The sequence below is a fragment of the Acinetobacter higginsii genome (assembly GCF_000369525.1).
GTDB lineage: Bacteria > Pseudomonadota > Gammaproteobacteria > Pseudomonadales > Moraxellaceae > Acinetobacter > Acinetobacter higginsii.
Genome location: NZ_KB850072.1, coordinates 1,832,342 through 1,851,188, shown reverse-complemented (window position 1 = coordinate 1,851,188; position 18,847 = coordinate 1,832,342). Strand labels below are relative to the sequence as shown.

The window sequence follows — 18,847 nt, the reverse complement described above, 5'->3', positions numbered from 1 at the left end:
TGGATTTGCGTTTTTATTTTTGCTAAAAAATCGTTAAGCTATGCACTGTTGTTTTTGACTGAAGAAATTATGAAACAAGAGACTGCACTCAAGTTACTTAAAGCTGGGGAAAATGTTTTTTTAACGGGCTCAGCAGGTGCAGGAAAAACCTATACGCTTAATCAGTACATTCATTATCTCAAAGCACGTAAAGTGCCTGTGGCGATCACTGCATCCACAGGGATTGCGGCGACGCATATGAATGGCATGACCATCCATACTTGGGCAGGGATCGGGATTAAAGACCGTCTAAGTGATGATGATCTGAAACGGATGAAAGAGCGTAAATATTTAAAAGAGCATTTAGAAAATGCCCAAGTGTTGATTATTGATGAGATTTCAATGCTGCATGCCAAGCAATTGAATTTGGTTAATCAGGTATTAAAATACTTTAAAGAAAGTGACGAAGCCTTTGGTGGGATTCAAGTCATTGTTGCAGGGGATTTCTTCCAGTTACCGCCAGTCGGTAAAAAGGATGAAAGCAATCGCGATAAATTCTGCTTTATGTCAGAGGCTTGGGTCGAAGCCAAATTCCGTGTCTGTTATTTAACGGAACAGCATCGTCAGGATGATGAAATCCTCAATCAGATTCTCAATGCAATTCGGGCACAGAATATTCAAGGCAACCATATTAGTGCTTTGCAACAATCGCGTCAGCACGATATTGGCGAGACCTTTACCCGTTTATATACGCATAATATGGATGTCGATAATATTAATTATCAGCACCTGAATGAAATTGACAATGAAAGCCATCAATTCAATGCGGTTGTCGATGGCAACGAAAAGTTGATGGAAACTTTAAAATCATCAGTGCGTGCGCCTGAAGAACTCACCCTAAAGAAAAATGCCAAAGTCATGTTTGTTAAAAACAACTTTGATATGGGCTATATCAACGGCAGTTTGGGTGAAGTGATTGGTTTTGAAGAAGACGATAAGCAGGGCATTTTGCCTAAAGTAAAGTTGACTGATGGCACAACCTTCTTGGTTGAACCTGAAACATGGTCGATTGAAAATGAAGCGGGTAAGGCAATTGCCAGTTTCCAACAGATTCCGTTGCGTTTGGCATGGGCAATCACTATTCATAAAAGCCAAGGGATGACTTTGGAAGCCGCAGAGATCAATCTCAGTAATACCTTTGAAAAAGGCCAGGGCTATGTGGCTTTATCACGTTTAAAATCTCTGACAGGGCTGAAATTGCTCGGCTTTAATGAGCAGGCACTTGAGCTGGATAGTCTCGCAATCAAAGCAGATCGCCGTTTTCAGGAATTATCGAGTGAAGCGGAAGCCAACTTTGAAAATATTGATTTAAGCACACAGCATAATGCCTTTATTCGGCATTGTGGTGGCACACTGAATGCGACTGAAATTGCCCGTAATGAAAAGAAAATCGCCAAAGGTGCAAAACAGAATTATGCTGCAGCGACCTTGGATGAAACCCGTACTTTATTTGAAGAAGGCTATGAAATTGAAGACATTGCACATGAGCGTGGTTTAACCCCCGCAACGATCATCAATCATCTGGCACGTTTGCATAAAGAGCAGGGTTTGGATATTTCAGTTGCCAGTCCAGGTGATGAAGTGATTGAAGAAGTGCGTAAGATTTATAAGCGTTTGCATAAACGTAAAAATCCTGAACATTTTACTGATGATGGTTCGATTAAATTGCGTCCCATTGTTGAAGCCACTAGTCCGCGAATGGCTTATGACCAAGTCCGTTTAGCTTTATTATTTGTAGAATAGGAATCATAAAAATGCCGCATTTAATTGCAAACTATTCGGCTAATTTAACAGAGTTAAATCCGCATCAATTATTAAAAGATGTGAATATTGCATTAATTGAAACGGATTTATTTGTCGCACATGATATTAAATCTCGTGCATTTAAAGACGAGATATTTTTAATTGGTTTGAATGAAACAGAAGAAGCCTATATTCATTTAAAACTGTATTTATTGAGTGGCCGAACGCAGGCTCAAAAACAAGCCGTTGGTGCGGCATTGTTGCAGCGACTGCAGCAAAAAAGCTATATCCAGTCTGAGCTCAGCTATCCAATTCAGTTGTGTGTTGAAGTGATTGATATGCCGAAAGAAGATTATTTTAAGGCCACGGTCTAAGGCTGAATGATTGCTGTTTTATCAAATAGGGAGAATTGGCCTTATTTGATAAAACATTTTGGTTTATATGTATTTTTATTTAATCCTGTAAAAAAAATTATTAATCATTATTTTAAGTGCTTAGACTAAAATCTGCAGTTTATTGCAGGCTTTGTTGCAAGAACGTAACATTAAAAATATAGACAGATTTGTATGCTGTTTATAAAATAGCGTAAATTTTAGTTAATATTTTATAAAATAATGTTGAGTAATATATTTCAGGCCTTGGACAGTTTGGGCCTTACTGCACAAAAACGTGCAATCCATATTCAATTTTCTAATCAAAACTTAAATACTCAAGTCTTCCTACAGCGTATTGATGGTCAGCATCAACTGAATGATGGATTTAAGGCAGAACTGATTTGCCTGTCGACCAATGCGACCATTCCACTCAAACAATTTATTGGTAGCCAAGCGGCAATTGATACGGTGACCGATCAAGGTCAACTCACCCGCGTCACAGGCATTATTACTCAAGCCTTACAAGGACAATCAGACGGTAGCCTCACTGTCTATAAGCTGACTTTAGAAGATCCAACTGCACTGTGGAAACAACGCCGTAACAGCCGCGTATTTATGAACAAGAGCGTGCGTGATGTGGTGGAAATTATCTTCAAAGAGTGGCAACAAAAAAGCCCCTTATTTGCATCAAGCTTAACGCTTGATTTAAGCGGACTGAGCCAAGATTACGATGTTCGTCCCTTTATCATGCAACATTCGGAAGTTGATTACGACTTCCTGACGCGTTTGCTACGGAGCGAATCGATTAACTGGCTAATTGATGAAGCTGAACGAACCGTCGCGCAAAGCAGTGCCGCGATTCAGCCGCAAAAACTCCGTCTGATTGATGACAATAGCCAATACCAAGCACTCGATCGTCGTCAGATTCGTTACCACCGTAGTAGTGCCACCGAACAATACGACAGCATGACCAGTCTGGTCGGACAACGCTCTCTACAGCCGAGCAGCGTACATGTACAACGCTGGCAAGCGGATGCACTGGAACAAGAAGATGGTGCAGGCAGTGTACAGAGCACACATCAACACAGCGAACAATATGACAATGCCAGCCTAGGACTAGAGCAGGCATGGCACTTTTCACCTGCATGGATGCAAGACCTGAATGGGGAAGATGGCGCAACCCCATCGGGCAATACTCAAATTGAAAAACTGAATCGGAACTTGGGTCAATACTACGACTTACAATCCAAACAATTTACCGCCCATAGCACCGTCCGCGATACCCATGTCGGTTACTGGTTTGAATTGGCCGAACACCCTGAAATTGATCAGCATAATGGCAGCGATAAAGAATTCCTGATTACAGGCAAAAACTTCTATAACCAAAATAATTTGCCTAAAGATCTGCATCAACAGATCAACCAACTATTGGCTCAAAGCAACTGGCAATCGACTCAATCTAATAATGAAGAACGCCAAGCCAACCAGCTGATTCTGCAACGTCGCAATATCAAAACCGTTCCTGAATTTAACCCATTACAACACCGTCCAACTGCCTCACCACAACGTGCCAAAGTGGTTGGGCCAAGCGGCGAAGAAATCTATGTAGATGAATGGGGACGGATTAAAGTTCGTTTCCTGTTTACTCGCAATGATGACCATAGCCATGATGGTGGAGCAGGTGCCAATGACAACGACACTGATTCTGCTTGGGTGGATGTACTGACCCCTTGGGCAGGTGAAGGCTATGGTGCACGCTTCTTGCCACGTATTGATGAAATCGTAGTGATCGACTTCTTTGATGGCAATATCGACCGTCCATTTGTAGTGGGACGTATCCATGAAGGCCATCGTAGCCCAACCAAGTTTGATAATGCGGGCAAACTGCCTGACACTAAGAAATTGGCAGGGATCAAGTCCAAAGAATACCAAGGCGAAGGTTTTAACCAACTGCGCTTTGATGACACCACAGGTCAGATCAGTACTCAGTTGCAAAGCAGTCATGCAGCCAGTCAACTCAATCTCGGCAAACTGAGTCACCCTAAATCAACAGCAGAAAGTGAAGACCGCGGTGAAGGTTTTGAACTGCGCACTGATCAATGGGGTGCAGTCCGTGCAGGCGAGGGTTTACTGCTTTCCACGCATAAACAGGATCAAGCGCAAGGTGAACATCTGGATGCCCAAGTTGCTAAACAACAGCTAGAGGGCAATCAAAACAATGCCAAAGCTCTAAGTGAAGTGGCCAAGAATCAGCAGACGGATGAAATAGAATCGCTGGATCAACTCAAAGAATTTGCTGAGCAGATTCAAGAGAAGATCGCTCAGTTTAAAAAATCATTGCTATTGCTGAACTCACCAGCAGGGATTGGCCTAAGTACCAATGAAGATATTCATTTATCCGCGGATGGGCAGATCAATCAGTTTGCGGGCGACAGTATTAATCTAAGCACACAGAAAAATCTGGTTACGCATGCGCAAAACAGAATTAGTGTGTTTGCAGCGCAGAATGGGATTAAACAAGTTGCTGCCAAAGGTAAGTTTGAAGTCCAAGCGCAGTCGGATGGTATGGATTTACTTGCCAAGCAAGGGATTCAGATTATTTCGACTGAAGATCGTATTGAGATCAGTAGTCCGAAAGAGATTGTGATTACTGCGGGTGGTTCTCAGATTAAGCTGAATGGTTCGGGTATTTTTCCTGTGACCAGTGGTAAGTTTGAAGCAAAAGCAGGTCAGCATTTACTCGCCTCAGGCGCGAGTGCAAGTAGCAATGCACCCCAGTTACCACAAGCAAAATCACTGAAAGGCGCACTACAGTTATTAAGAAGTTATGGGGGAGATAATTTCTTTAAGCAGAACAGCTATAAAGTGATTGATTCTCTGGGTAAGCAACTGACTGGCAAACTGGATGGAAATGGTTTTGCGCAAGTGACAGGCATTGCACCAGGCGCAGCCAAGGTCATTTTTGAAAAAGATGAGACCAGTGCATGGGCATCAAGTAGTGACTTTAAACGTGATTATACTTGGGCAGAGCCAGTAGAAAAAGTTGCCGCCTCATTAAGCAGTGCATTGGGACAGAACATGAAGCAACAGCTGAGCAGCAGTTTAGTTTCGATGGATAAAAATAGCCTTAAAAATATAGGTAAAAATACCTTAAATGGTTTGGTTGAGCAGACGGTTGGGCAAATCAAGGATCAAGTCAGCAATACCGCTTTAAGTGCTGTTTCAAAGCAACTGAACCTTAATATTTCTCCAGATCAAATGAAAAGCTTGGCGCAACTCGCCATGAATCCGAGCCAGTCGGTTGACATGATCAAAGCACAGGGTGTGGGTTTTGTAAAAGATCAGGCAGCTACAAAATTGGCGGAGGCCACCCAAATGGATTCGATTCTTCAACAAGGCATCGTTGATCGTTTTCATGGTCAGAACAATGGTTAGGACAGATTTTAATTCACGCGCAGCAATTTAAAAAAATAGATGTATTGAAATAAATTAAGGGTTTGAGATTGATGGCTACGGAAAAAACACAACAGGTAACAGATCAAAAAGCGTCGAAGGTTGAACTTGCTGTTTTTAATTTGGACAGCGTACACACGGTAACTGACCTGCAAATGATTGCCAAGCAAATCCAGCTCTATTTACAGGTATGTGGGAATACCAGTTTAGAACAATTACAAGGGAGTGCGAATACTGGAACGGTAGCCAATATTTTTGCTTTAACAGGCAGTGTGCTGGATTTAATTTTATATGCGACCGACAGTAAGACAGAGGATGCTGCGGTACAACAGGGTGCATTGCTCGCTGCAAATTTAATTGGTTTATTTGCAGAACCAAGCAATGAAGCACATGCGCGTATGGCATTACGTCCGATGTTTGGTCTAATGTCGCAATGTTTATATCCAGAAAATGGAAAGATTAAAGAAGCGGATATTAAACGCTTGGGCCTGCATCTGAATGCGATGGTCGCAGGTGATTTAGAAAAGTTTTTACAAGAAACACAAGCCAAATTAGCGACCTTACTCTCACAGGCAACGATCTTAGGCAGCAGTATTCTGACGAGCTTGTCTGTGCCTGCGACAGCAATAAGTGCGAGCATGGCTGCAACGTCGGTAGGTGCAACAGCAGAGAAAAGAGACCCCAAACTCAAATTTAGCAATTGGGCTGCACCTCTCATTGATTTAATCGGTAAACCGAGTCAGGCAGATTTAACCCCTAAACTACAACCAAATATTCAAACACGCCTGCAACAAGAAGCAACACAAGCAATTGCAACTTTAAGCCAGACTTTACAGCAGCAAGCCAATGCAGGGCAGAAATACAGCTTGGCTTGGTTATTACAACAAACTTTAACTGCGATTCAGGCCAGCGAAAATAAAGGCAATGCCAGTGTGCCGATTAATCAGACGGGAGAATATGAGCGCCATACCAAAGGTGATACCTTGGAGTTTGTGAGCTTACAGGCGGATGCATTGAATGCACCACCTTGTGAAGGTAATGGTTCAGAGACGGGTAAGAGTATCAGTTATTCAATTGGCGCAGAGCGGGTTCAGCATGCTGATTTCTATTTACCGAAAGTTGGTTTTGTATTTAGTCGCCAATATAACTCGCAAATGGATGAGTTTGATCAGGGGATGATTGGCGCCCGTTGGATGATGCCTTTTTCCAATGTGATTTTGCCAAAAGAACAAGGTTACGTCTTTATTGATGCGAAAGGGCGTAAACATGCCTTACCATCCACGATTTTGCAGCAGGCTTATACCGTTCCTTATGAAGGAATGACAGTTCATCCAATTGGAAATGGTGATTTGCTATTAGATTTTGGCGGTGACTGGAGTTTCCATTTTCATCAATTTGGTCTTGGTCAGCCCTATCATTTAATTCAACAATTCAATGAAAATTCCAATGAAAAAATTAGCCTAAGTTATCTTTTGGCAGATGGTGTTGCTTATCTTCAAGCTATTGATTTTCAGTTTGAACAGGCTCAGCACCAACTAAAATTTGCCTTTAATGAGCAAGTTAAGATTATTGCGGTATTTGTGGATGATCAAATTGAGCCTTGGGCACGCTATCACTATGATGCACAAGGTAATCTGATTACAGCTTTTGATCAAAATGGGTATGCACGTCAATACGAATATAATCAGGCTCACCAATTAACGCGCTATACCGATCGTACAGGACGTGGACAAAATATTCGTTATGAATCGACGTTGTCAAATGCCAAAGCCATTGAAGAATGGGCGGATGACGGCAGTTTCCATACCAAACTGAAATGGCATCCGCGTTTACGTCAAGTTGCAGTTTACGATGCCTATGATGTACCAACCTATTATTATTTCGATTTGGATGGTTTTACCTATCGGACTCGTTTAGCCGATGGTCGAGAGTCTTGGTATTCTCGTGACGGTGAAAAACGCATTACTCGACAAATTGACTTTGAAGGTCGGGAAACTCAGCAAGAATATAATGATCAAGGGCAACTGGCGAAAATTGTACAGCCGAATGGTGGTGTGATTCGCTTTGCTTATGATGAACAAGGCAATTTAACCGAGACCAAAGATCCAGAAGGTAATATCTGGAAACGTGAATATGATACACAGGGCAATGTCAGCAAAGAGATTAATCCTTTAGGTCATGTCACTCAATATAAATACAACAGCAATAATCAGGTGGTGGAAGTGGTTGATGCCAAAGGAGGTATCAAGAAAATCCAGTACAATGATCAAGGGCAAATGCTGTCTTATACCGATTGTTCAGGCAAAAGCAGTACATGGGAATATGATGAAGAAGGTGATTTAAGTGCCCAACAAGCGGCGAATGAACAGAAAGTTCAATATCTGTATAGTATGCAAGGCAAAGATAAAGGTCAGCTTCAAGCCATCGTGTATCCAGATGGCTTGAAAGAGCTATTTGAGCATGATCAAGAAGGTCGCCTGCTTAATCACACCGACACCAACGGCTTAATCACTCAATATCAATACAATACAGTCGGCCTGTTAGAACAACGCATTGATGCCAATCAGCATCGTGTGGGTTATCAATGGGATAAGCAGGGTCGTATCCAAAAGCTTATTAACCAGAATCAGGCGGAATACCAGTTTGGCTATAACAAGTTTGGTCAGTTGGTCAGTGAACAAGCCTTTGATGGTGAAGAAAAGCACTATAGCTATAGTGAAAATGGGCTATTGTTCCAGATTCGCCAACCCAATATTCTGACCGAATTTAGCTATTATGATGATGGACAGATTGCTTCTAAAACATATACCAATCTGCATACTCACCAAAGCCAGACAGAGCAATTTGAATATAATTTAAATCAACAATTAAGCTCAGCCAGTAATGCTGAGAGCCAAGTTCAACTGTATCGTAATCAGCTTGGACAATTGGTGCGTGAACACCAGCATTATAAGATGTTGAATCTAACGGCTGTACTGCGTTATGAATATGATGAACTGGGAAATCTGGTTAAAACCATTCGTCCAGACGGACAGCAACAGACCAATCTGAGTTATGGTTCAGGACATATCTACGGAATTGCGTTTAACCAGCAGGATGTTGTTTCTTTCCAACGTGATGATTTGCATCGTGAAACGGTACGTTTCTTGGCAAATGGTTTGGTGCAAACCAAGTATTATAATGATGTCGGGTTACTGATTTCTCAACAGATTGAGCCTGAGCAAGAAACATCAGATCGACTCCGTTACCAAGCGCATAGACATTATCAATACGATAAAAATTATTTGCTCACCCAAGTTGAAGACAGTCGTTTAGGACAGCTTAATTATCAATATGATCCGATTGGACGTTTGATTTCAACGCAGAGTCAGCATAAAAACGAGAGTTTTAAGTTCGATCCAGCGGGGAATCTGATTGACCCAATCAACCAGACAACACATGCCAAAAACAATTTAATCAAGCAGTATCAAGGCAAGCATTATCAATATGATGTACAAGGCAATGTGATTGAAACCACGCAAAATGGTAAGGTCTTAAAGCTGACTTGGGACAATCATAACCGTTTGATTCAAAGTAACTTGAATGGGAAAGTGACTCAGTATGGTTATGATGTCTTTGGACGTCGTTTATATAAGAAATCATCAAATCAAGACTTCACCTTATTTGGTTGGGATGGAGATTTGATGATTTGGGAATCAAGCCAAAATTCGAACCATCCTGAGCATAGCTATACCAAACATTATGTTTATGAGCCTGATAGCTTTGTACCGTTAATGCAGGCGGGTTATCAGGGTTTTATTCAACTGATAGAAACACCTGATTATAGTGAATATCTCAACAAGCCTTATTCGGTTTATAAAGATCCGATTTGGAGCAGCGATACACGTAAAAACCGTGTGGCTTTAGAGCAAACCGCTTTTTATCATTGTGATCAAGTTGGAACACCGCAAACACTGAGCAATGCCGCAGGTGAATGTGTTTGGGAAATTACTCAGGATACGTGGGGGACTGCACTCGAGATCCAAATGCTTAATAAGGACAATCCATTTGAGCAGAGTAATCTCAGATTCCAAGGCCAGTATTACGATAATGAAACAGGACTGCATTATAACCGTTATCGTTATTATGAGCCGTATAGTGCAAGGTATATGAGTAAAGATCCGATAGGGTTATTCGGTGGATATAACACTTCTGCCTATGTAAATGATCCCACTCAATGGGTCGATCCAATGGGCTTGATGGCAGAGAAAAATAAGAATTCTAATCAGTCAAACTATGAACGTTATTCTCAAGACTTTAACCGTAGGAATGCTCCGATTTTAGAGCGTCAACGTAAAGCAACTGAGCAGGCTAAACTTGCAAATGAGCAAGCAAAACAAAAAGCAGCGGAAAAAGAAAGACAGAAGAAGTTAGCAGATGAGGCGAGGGCAAAAAGTGCAGAAGAGTTCTATAGGAACACAGTCTGTGAAATTACCCCTAAATCTAGACAACCAGGTGGATTACGCTCAAGAGCCGTATTGGGAAAAAATGCTTACACTCCTTATGTTTGCCCACCAAGTGTTGATTATGCGATTTGTTCAGGTGGTGTTGGTCCATTGGCCGGTGGCGTTGTAATTAATCTTCATGATGGAAGTGTTTATAAAGCCAAAGGAGTAAGCCTTTCAACTGTTGCCACAGGAATTACTGGAATAATAGACAATCAAAATAAAAAACCATTTGAATTTGGAAAATCGATATTAAAGAGTTTTACAGCAAAAGGTGGTGGTTGTAGTTTTGGCTATATCACTAACAAGCCTAAAACTCAAAGAACATCAGATTTTGTAAATGAATGGTTACCTGGTAGAGGTTATACTATTACAGGTGGATTATTAGGCTTAACTGGAGGAGTAACGGTTCCTAATGGGCAAAAGCTATTTTCTACGAAGAGTCAAGTTGGTTTGGAAAGAGGATTTGGTACAACAATCTTTGATTACTCAGAGACTGAAACGATAGATTTAAAATTTAAACTACAATTACCTAAGGTTGTTAATAAATGAATAAATTGATTTTAAAGATTTTTTTAATATCATCCTTTTTATTTACATCTTCTTGTCGGGATTCTGAAACAACAGAAAAAGGTATATATTTTAATAAAGTAATTGATAACTACTTTGGAGAGTACGGCCCAAGAGAGAAAGTTTGGGTTAATAAGCCTGTGAATAAATATGCAACAGCAGAGGTGGAAAAATCAAAAATGTCATTTGGTGATTTTGAAATTATACAAAAAAAATTGCAAGATGATGGTTGGGTACTAATATCAAGTCATGATAGTTTTTTTGAATATTGTTTTGATAAAAAAATATATATGGGAGTGTTGTATCCAATAAATGCAAAACACTATGGTTATGATGGTGAGGAAATAAAATATGAAAATATAAATGAATGGTCAGTTGGATTGTCATATAGTGAAGCAGGGGTTAAGCATTGTATTAAGGATGAAATTCCAGTAATTAAGTTGGATTAAATGTTTTTTATATGATAATTGCTTGGATGAGAAAATTTTTTAAAATAAATCTTTTGTTTGTTTTTGTTTTGTCTATTTTATCTTGTACAGGCGAACGCGGAAAATCTGAAATGATGAGTTTTGAAGATATCATATCTAAGTATTTTGAATCTTATGATCCTATTTTTGAGTCATCTATTAAACGCCCTGGAAATCATGCTGGAACAATTTTAATTGATAAGAAAAAATTATCAAATGTAGAAATGGATGAGATAAAAAATAAAATAAAATCAGATGGGTGGGTTGAAATGGAAAGTTCGGAAAACTATACCTTGTATTGTCTTGGCAATTATCAGCTTATTGGGATTTTGTATCCTAATGATTTGATTGAGAGAAACAAGAAAGGTGAGGAAATTACTTATGAGGATATAAACTCTTGGAATATAGGGTTGTACTATAACAAAAATGGTGTGAATAGTTGTGAGAGATAATTTTTCTAGTTTATTTTGCCACCCACAGAAAACCAGATGATATGAATGTAGTAAAATAAATTTTTTATTAAATAGGGAGTTGAGCTTTTATCTCATATATAATTTTATTTTTTAATTGGATGTGATGTTATTCCTTTAAAGGAAGTTTGTGAAGTGTTTATATGTTTTGTAGGAGGTACAATTCTTTGCTATACGTTTATTAAATTAATTAATACTGGGGCAAAAAATAATGAATGGAAATGTTAATGAGAGACTAAGAGGTGTAGCCAAAAAAGTTGTTGCTTACCAGTTTTTTTCTATAATAATACTTACATTTTTTACAGTGGTTGGTAGTGAGTTTGATCTCAATTTTTTAGTGTTCCTAGGTTTTTTTATTGTGGCTATATATAGTATGTATATATTAAAAATATTGATTTTTGATGAAAATATTTGCCCAAATTGTAATAAAAGTTTTTTTAAAAAAGAAGGTAGTTTATCTAATCTTGGGTTTAGTATTTATACTAAAAAGTGTACGAGTTGTGGGTGTAAGCTTAAAAAGTAATTTTAGCTTATTTTTTTAATTTCTGTAGTAATGTTTTTGTTGATGGTTTTTTAAAATATTTCAAGTGGTGAAAAAAGTTCAATTGGGTTAGCATTGGTGATAATTGTTGTAGGTAGAGTAATAATAAGCATTGGTATTTTAATGGTTGAAGTTTTTTTAATTATATAGATAGAAAGTGATGGGTTTTTAGAAGGTGGTGCAGCTTGTGTAGGAGCAACATGTTCGTAATGTTCGGCTAGACATTATCATACTATCAAGTGAATGATTTAATTTAAAATTACCCAAAGCTGTATAAATTGGTTTAAGTAGAGACAAAGCTGATGCTTCGATTAGTATTTCACTTCTACAAACAGCGATTAAATATTAGGAAAAAGTTATGAAATTTATTTTAATATTTCCTCTAATTCTTCTTATGATGGCTTGTTCACGTGCTGATAAATCAGAGATCAAAAGTCTTAATAATAAGACAATAATTAAAAAATTTGAAAGTGATGCTAACTATGTTTTTGGTGATCGCATCTTAGATAGACATTCATTCTCATCTTATAATGCGGGTAGATTAATATTTCAAATTCAGAGTGATGGTGGTATTGGCGAAAGGGAATTTTTAAACAATATTGAACTTAGTCTTAAAGAAAAAGGATGGTTGTATAAAGAAAAATATAAAGAAGCTTATATTTACTGTGATAAAAACACTAATCAACTAGAACTAGTACCTCCAGTTAAATTAGATACTTATAGTTCTACTGGTGAAGGACAGTCATTAAACCAGTTGGTTGGGTATTGGAATGTGGGTTTTATTCACTCCAGACAGAAACGCTATGTGTGTAATATTGATAGTTAATATTGTTTAAATTCGGTTTTAAGTTGATGATAAGATTTATAAAACTGATGTCTATCTTTACTTTTAGTATTGGTTTATTTGGATGTGATGATAGTGAAGTACTGGATTTGAAGAGGTTCTCCAATGAGTTGTTTGGTAAATATGAGTACGAATATGATACTGATAGGGAAAAGAGCTCAACTCAACTTTTAGTAGTGAAAATAAAAAAACAAGATTTTTCTAGCAAAGATTATGAGGGTGTAAAAAATGATCTACTAAAGAGGAAATGGGATTTGGTAGACTCTTATAATAGTTATTATAATTTTTGTAAAACCAACCATTATTCGATAGACATATTAAATCCGATTTATGATAAGCATTATACACGAGACGGTGAAGAAGTTAATTTTAAAAGCAAAGATTATTGGTACTTTGCAATTTATTACAATAAGCTAGGCGTTAATAATTGTATGGAGTATTATAGTAAGTAATTATTTTTAATTTTTTACTTTGATTTGGCTTGTATGAAAAAAATTATTTTAATCCTCTCATTTCTGTTAGTCGGATGTGATAAGGAGGTAGAACGAAAACCCTATATAGATAAAGTAAATCAGGACTTTGTAAATGAGGCTAATGTCCTTTTTGATGTTAAAGCTGGCGATCTAAAAGGTTACTCATCTTATAGTGCTAATAGGGTTTCATATAAAATTAAAGCAGATGAATTTGATATCAATAATTTCTTAAATAAGAAAGATAAAAAATTAAAAGAAATGGGGTGGGAATATTATAAAAAATATAATCAAAGTTATATATTTTGTAGAGATAAAAGACAACTTGAAATTATTGCACCGCGAGTTATTGTGGGTAATAAAGAATTAGTTGAAGGCTCTGTTGCAATGCAATTAAATGATGATTGGCATGTAATATTTTATAAAGCTAATAATACAACTTCATATATATGTCATAATTATAAATAGAGATAGGTGTGTCAATTATTTTGATTTTACGTTCTTTTGTAAATAAAGAAATATTAAAGAAAACTAAATTTTTAGTTTTTATAGTATATCTTTGTTCTTGTACTAGTATTGAAGAAAATCAACAAGGTAGGTATTTTACACATATCATTAATCAATACTTTGGGGAATATCAACCAAATGAAAAAAATTGGGTTGATAAGCCAGAAAGTAAATATTCAATTACTAAAATAAAAAAAATCAAATCTTTCTTTAAATGATTTTTCTCATATTCGTAAGAAATTGGAAGTTGATGGTTGGAAACTTATTTCTGATCAAGATAGCTACTATGAGTATTGTTTGGGTGAGAAAATACATATAGGTATACTTTATCCAATACGACCACATCATTACAACCCTGAAGGGCGTGAAATTAAATATACAGATATTAATGACTGGCTAGTAGGGTTGTCTTATGGAGAAAGTGGAGTGAATCAATGTAGAAAAGATGAGATACCCGTAATTAAATTAGATTAATTTAAAAAGATAATTTGAACAAGTTTTGAAATACTGTCTTTAGACGTATTCTTAATATTTTTTGGAGATAATATCAGCATCTATAAAACAATAGAAATAGATTTTGGCTAAGAAATAGATGCTGGTGCTTCGATTAGTATTTCATTTTTAACTGTAGGTTAAATATTAAGAGTAAATTTATGAAATTTATTTCAATATTATTTTTATCTTTTTTGCTGACTGCATGTTCAAATGCTGATGAAAAACACCAAGATCAATATTTTAATAAAGTAATTGATAACTACTTTGGAAACTATGGCCCAAAAGAGAAAGTTTGGATTAATAAGCCTGTGAATAAGTATGCAACAGCAGAGGTGAAAAAATCAAAAATGTCATTTGGTGATTTTGAAAGTATACAAAAAAAATTGCAAGATGATGGTTGGGTGCTAATATCAAGCCATGATAGTTTTTTTGAATATTGTTTGGGTAAAAAGATATATATGGGAGTGTTGTATCCAATAAATTCAAAACACTATGGTTATGATGGTGAGGAAATAAAATATGAAAATATAGATGAATGGTCAGTTGGATTGTCATACAGCGAAGCAGGGGTTAAGCATTGTGTTAAAGACGAAATTTCAGTTGTTCAATTGAATTAAATATATGTTAATTAAAGATTTATTGGTGATTTATTTATTATTGTCGGTTGTGTTGTGGGCTATTTTTCACCAATTAGCTGCAAGGTATGTGAATCGTAATGAGTCTTTAAAAAGTATATTTTACGGTAACTTGTATAAGAACAAATCAATGGACGTTGCTAATATTGAAGCAGTAATTTTAAGTGTTATTTTTGTTAATATAATTTCCTTATTTTCTGAGAAGAGCTTAAAAAATTTTTTTGAAAAAAGAAAGCTATTCTATGGCTTGGATTTCAACTCGGCTATAAGTGTGGTACAGCAGCATAAAAAGTTATGGTTTTATATTAAGTTATCTATTTTTTTTGGTTCTACGATAGTTATAAGCTCAGTTATGCTCTTTTGGCTGTAATCAATTATTGATGATTTTATCTATCTACAAAGGATATTCCATACTTGTCTGAGCTTAATCCTGTCTCATTAAACACACTCCGTAAAGACCAACTTTATAGTTTAAGCGTTGTTTGTCAGCGTGAATTTCTTCATTTTCATATGAGGTTAAACAAGGACGTACAACAATGAAAAAAGCACTGCTTCTCTTGAGTTCAATGGGTATCTTGGCAAATACGCCAGTCTTGGCCGCCGATTTCAGTATCGGTGATCCGAAAACCCAAGCGGGTGAACTGAAATTGACGGGCGCAATCCGTACCCGCTATATCCATAAAGACTATATTGTCGAAGCCAATGAAGGCTCCAAAAATGATGACTGGCGATTGGCCGATATCAAGGCGGTCTTGAGTTATGAAAACCCGAACTGGATTGCATCGATGGATGTACGTTGCTACCAGTATGACCGCTTATGTGATGCATTATTTTTAAAAGATGCTTGGGCAGGCTACAAATTCTCGGATCAGCAACGACTGACAGTCGGTTTTCAATCGGTTGATTTCGGCTTTGGACGACTCTGGGGCAATAGTTATTATGAAACTTTGTTGAATACTGTTGGGCTGGAAGACATTCAAAACCTTGGGGTGAAATACCAGTTTAAGGACAATCTGTATAACTTCATTCTCGGTTTTTACCCCACTGATGGTGGCAACTACAAAGGTACCTCCAAGGATTCCAGTCGCTATAGCGGTAACTTTGTGCGGGCAGATGATTTGACCCAAGGCACCGATATTGATGAAAAGAATATGTGGGTGACACGCTTATCCCGAAAGTTTGATATCGATCAATCGCAGAATTTCTCCACGGAAATTGGTGGCTCTTACTGGTATTCGGAACTGGAAAATAACCGTACCAATAAAGATGGGCATCGTAGTACATGGAGCATTTTTAGCACCACCAATTATCAGGCATGGCAATGGTTGTTCTTGACAGGAGAGCAGGACATTAAAAATGCAGACGATCTTTTACCAAAAAGTTCGACCATTGGCGCATTTGACTATCCTTACCAAGTGGCCAACAAAGGTAAATATATGGCCAATGAAATTAACTACACCTTTGCCAAACCTTTCCATCAGTTAGAAAATATTAAACCTTATGTGTCGTATAGTCGTTTTTATAAAGATGAATCAGGCTATCAAGATTCGGATCGCTTAATCGCAGGTCTATATTTTAACTATAAAAAAGTCGGCATACAGGGGGAATATATCTGGAGTCGCAATGACCCAATGACGGGCAGTGGTGCAGATGGCCTTGCACAAGGTGAGAGCAATCAATGGAATAAATTGTTCTATTTATCGCTAGGTTATTATTTCTAAATTCGGCGTTGAAAATGAGCCAGTCTGTTTGCGATAGACTGGCTTTTTTGCTTTAGGCAGTTCTTAAGATCAAAGCACCAATTAAAATGATGCATGAGGAGATAATCCGTACCGCATTGATACGTTCTTTTAGAATAAAGATTGAAATCAGCGTGGCAAATAAAATCGAGGTTTCCCTTAGTGCGGCAACAATCGCAACAGGTGCAAGTGTCATTGCCCACAGTGCCAAACCATAAGAGAAAAATGAACCGATCCCACCGATTAAACCTAAATGCCAATTATGTCGAAAATACTCACCCATCTGACGATACTGCATTTTCAGGGCAAAGATAAAAAAGATCAGTCCTGAGAGTACGAAACTCCATAGGATATAGGCAATGGCTGATCCTGCAAGGCGAATGCCATGACCATCTAGCAAGGTATAGCCCGCAATCAGGACAGCGTTGAGTAAAGCCAGACCGATACCTTTGCGTCCCGTTTTGGGCGCAGCCAGAATCATCGATAAAATACCAACGGAAATGGTGATGATGCCTAGCCATGCATTAAATTGCAGTTGTTCATGCAATAACAAAGTGCCTAAAACAGCCACAATCAGTGGTGCTGTGCCACGCATTAAGGGATAAGTCAGGCCCATATCGGCAACGCGATAGATTTTAGCCACCATGCCAAAATACAGAATTTGTATTGCCGTTGAGGCCAGAATATAAGGCCAGCTCTCGCGTTGCGGTATTGGAAAAAAGGGCAGCAGTAGTGCGGCTAAAACTGCTGCGGATGCAGTGACCAATACGGTAGTTAAAAATTTATTTGTACCCGCTTTTACAATGGCATTCCATGTGGCGTGACATGTCGCTGCAAGTAAAATAAGGCCAAATATTGCCGTGCTCATACGCTGCCTGCTGATTTATGATCTTGCTAATGTGCATGAAAGGGTTGAAAAAAGAAAGCCGGCAGCTTATCGCAATTATAGAAATACTTTCTCCATATTGGGATTGATCGGTTCAATCGGTTGGATCAACTGACCACGGCTTAGATTCTGGATATGCTGTAAACGGTTGATCAGTTCATTTTGAATAAACAGGATACAGGTCTGTAATTTAGACGAGCTTTTTAAACGTGAAGGATAGACTGCCCAGACATCGGCATCTTGCCAGTATTCAGGCAAGATATGCTGTAACTGACCACTGATCAATTCATCTGCCACATCCCAAATCGAACGTAAGATAATGCCACGCCCTTCAATCGCCAATTGATGAATAATCTCGCCATTATTGGAAATGAAGCGTGGCGTGACATGTACCGACCGATCTTCCGAGAGATGACGCAATTTCCATAAGACTGAGGATTGGTCACGCTCACTGATGGTGAGGCAATCGTGGTTGCGTAAATCTTCCAGACTTTCAGGCATGCCTTGCTGCAGTAAATAGCTGGGTGCAGCGCAGAAAATTCGGAAATTCGACATCAGTTTTTTGGCAATCATATTCGGGGCAATGTCATTGCCGATGCGAATATCCAGATCAATGCTGTGTTGAATCAGGTCTTTAGTGTTGTCGATGGTATCAAACTGAATTTCCAGTTTGGGATACATGGTCATTAATTTAGACAGAATTGGCGCAACATGTTTACGGCCAAAACCGAAGCTGCTGACAATGTCGAGATGACCTGTGGGCGTGCTTAGGGGGTTATTCACCAGCTCACTGATTTCATCAAATTCATCCAGAATATTGGAGACCCGATCCAGAATCAGTTTGCCATCTTCAGTCAAACTGACATGACGGGTACTGCGATGGAACAGTTTGCAGTTCAGGTTGGTTTCTAAAATATTGACGCGTTTACTGATAAATGCAGGTGAAGCACCCAGCTCCTCAGCTGAATCGACAAAACTCTTGCGTTTGGCGACTGTGCAAAAAACCTTTAAATCCGATAGGTTAGGTAGATTATTCACGATCCGTGTCCATTGGGGTGATAGTTTTCTTATTGATCATTGCAGCCGAAAACAGCATGTTTACAGCTAAGGATATTAACCAAAGGTGTAAG

Annotated in this window: 17 protein-coding genes; 15 read left to right on the top strand and 2 right to left on the bottom strand. The window is 38.2% G+C overall.

The features are described 5' to 3' along the window. Positions 1-69: 69 nt before the first annotated feature. From F902_RS14825 to F902_RS14755, 15 genes are all read left to right on the top strand, one after another. Positions 70-1,782, top strand: a complete 1,713-nt coding sequence (locus F902_RS14825) for an AAA family ATPase (protein ID WP_005204655.1) — start codon at positions 70-72, stop codon at positions 1,780-1,782. 11 nt (positions 1,783-1,793) lie between these two features. After that, the gene (locus F902_RS14820; protein WP_005204654.1) at positions 1,794-2,156 is read left to right on the top strand and encodes a 5-carboxymethyl-2-hydroxymuconate Delta-isomerase; all 363 of its coding nucleotides are present in this window, start codon (positions 1,794-1,796) and stop codon (positions 2,154-2,156) included. 240 nt (positions 2,157-2,396) lie between these two features. Then, on the top strand, positions 2,397-5,591 hold the full coding sequence (locus F902_RS14815; RefSeq protein ID WP_005204653.1) for a type VI secretion system Vgr family protein: 3,195 nt from the start codon (positions 2,397-2,399) through the stop codon (positions 5,589-5,591). Between the two features lie 71 nt (positions 5,592-5,662). Next, positions 5,663-10,645, top strand: coding sequence for an RHS repeat-associated core domain-containing protein (locus tag F902_RS14810; protein WP_005204652.1), 4,983 nt, complete (start codon positions 5,663-5,665; stop codon positions 10,643-10,645). Continuing rightward, positions 10,642-11,112 (top strand): hypothetical protein, encoded by a 471-nt coding sequence (locus F902_RS14805; RefSeq protein ID WP_005204651.1) that lies wholly within the window; start codon positions 10,642-10,644, stop codon positions 11,110-11,112. The genes F902_RS14810 and F902_RS14805 overlap by 4 nt, the downstream gene beginning before the upstream one ends. An 11-nt stretch (positions 11,113-11,123) precedes the next feature. After that, a complete protein-coding gene (locus F902_RS14800) occupies positions 11,124-11,582 on the top strand; it encodes a hypothetical protein (RefSeq protein ID WP_017402084.1) in 459 nt (152 codons plus the stop codon). Positions 11,583-11,811: 229 nt separating this feature from the next. Further along, positions 11,812-12,123 carry a hypothetical protein gene (locus F902_RS14795; protein WP_005204649.1) on the top strand — a complete coding sequence of 104 codons (312 nt, stop codon included), beginning with the start codon at positions 11,812-11,814 and terminating at the stop codon, positions 12,121-12,123. Between the two features lie 376 nt (positions 12,124-12,499). After that, positions 12,500-12,967 carry a hypothetical protein gene (locus tag F902_RS14790; RefSeq protein WP_005204648.1) on the top strand — a complete coding sequence of 156 codons (468 nt, stop codon included), beginning with the start codon at positions 12,500-12,502 and terminating at the stop codon, positions 12,965-12,967. Positions 12,968-13,014: 47 nt separating this feature from the next. Next, complete coding sequence (locus F902_RS14785; RefSeq protein WP_005204647.1) at positions 13,015-13,437, top strand: hypothetical protein; 423 nt, start codon at positions 13,015-13,017, stop codon at positions 13,435-13,437. Between the two features lie 33 nt (positions 13,438-13,470). Further along, positions 13,471-13,923: a hypothetical protein gene (locus F902_RS14780; protein ID WP_005204646.1), complete on the top strand. Its 453-nt coding sequence runs from the start codon at positions 13,471-13,473 to the stop codon at positions 13,921-13,923. 8 nt (positions 13,924-13,931) lie between these two features. Next, complete coding sequence (locus F902_RS23070) at positions 13,932-14,180, top strand: hypothetical protein (protein WP_005204645.1); 249 nt, start codon at positions 13,932-13,934, stop codon at positions 14,178-14,180. A 22-nt stretch (positions 14,181-14,202) separates the two neighbouring features. After that, a complete protein-coding gene (locus tag F902_RS23065; RefSeq protein WP_043540955.1) occupies positions 14,203-14,436 on the top strand; it encodes a hypothetical protein in 234 nt (77 codons plus the stop codon). A 179-nt stretch (positions 14,437-14,615) separates the two neighbouring features. Then, the gene (locus F902_RS14765; RefSeq protein ID WP_005204644.1) at positions 14,616-15,074 is read left to right on the top strand and encodes a hypothetical protein; all 459 of its coding nucleotides are present in this window, start codon (positions 14,616-14,618) and stop codon (positions 15,072-15,074) included. Positions 15,075-15,078: 4 nt separating this feature from the next. After that, entirely contained in the window at positions 15,079-15,462 is a 384-nt protein-coding gene (locus F902_RS14760; protein ID WP_005204643.1) for a hypothetical protein, read from the top strand. Between the two features lie 166 nt (positions 15,463-15,628). Next, entirely contained in the window at positions 15,629-16,813 is a 1,185-nt protein-coding gene (locus F902_RS14755) for a porin (protein ID WP_005204641.1), read from the top strand. A gap of 52 nt (positions 16,814-16,865) precedes the next feature. Here F902_RS14755 and F902_RS14750 read toward each other — a convergent pair whose 3' ends face one another. Both F902_RS14750 and F902_RS14745 read right to left on the bottom strand, forming a co-directional pair. Continuing rightward, positions 16,866-17,699: a DMT family transporter gene (locus F902_RS14750; protein WP_005204640.1), complete on the bottom strand. Its 834-nt coding sequence runs from the start codon at positions 17,697-17,699 to the stop codon at positions 16,866-16,868. Positions 17,700-17,774: 75 nt separating this feature from the next. Continuing rightward, positions 17,775-18,755 carry a LysR family transcriptional regulator gene (locus tag F902_RS14745; protein WP_005204625.1) on the bottom strand — a complete coding sequence of 327 codons (981 nt, stop codon included), beginning with the start codon at positions 18,753-18,755 and terminating at the stop codon, positions 17,775-17,777. Between the last annotated feature and the right edge of the window lie 92 nt (positions 18,756-18,847).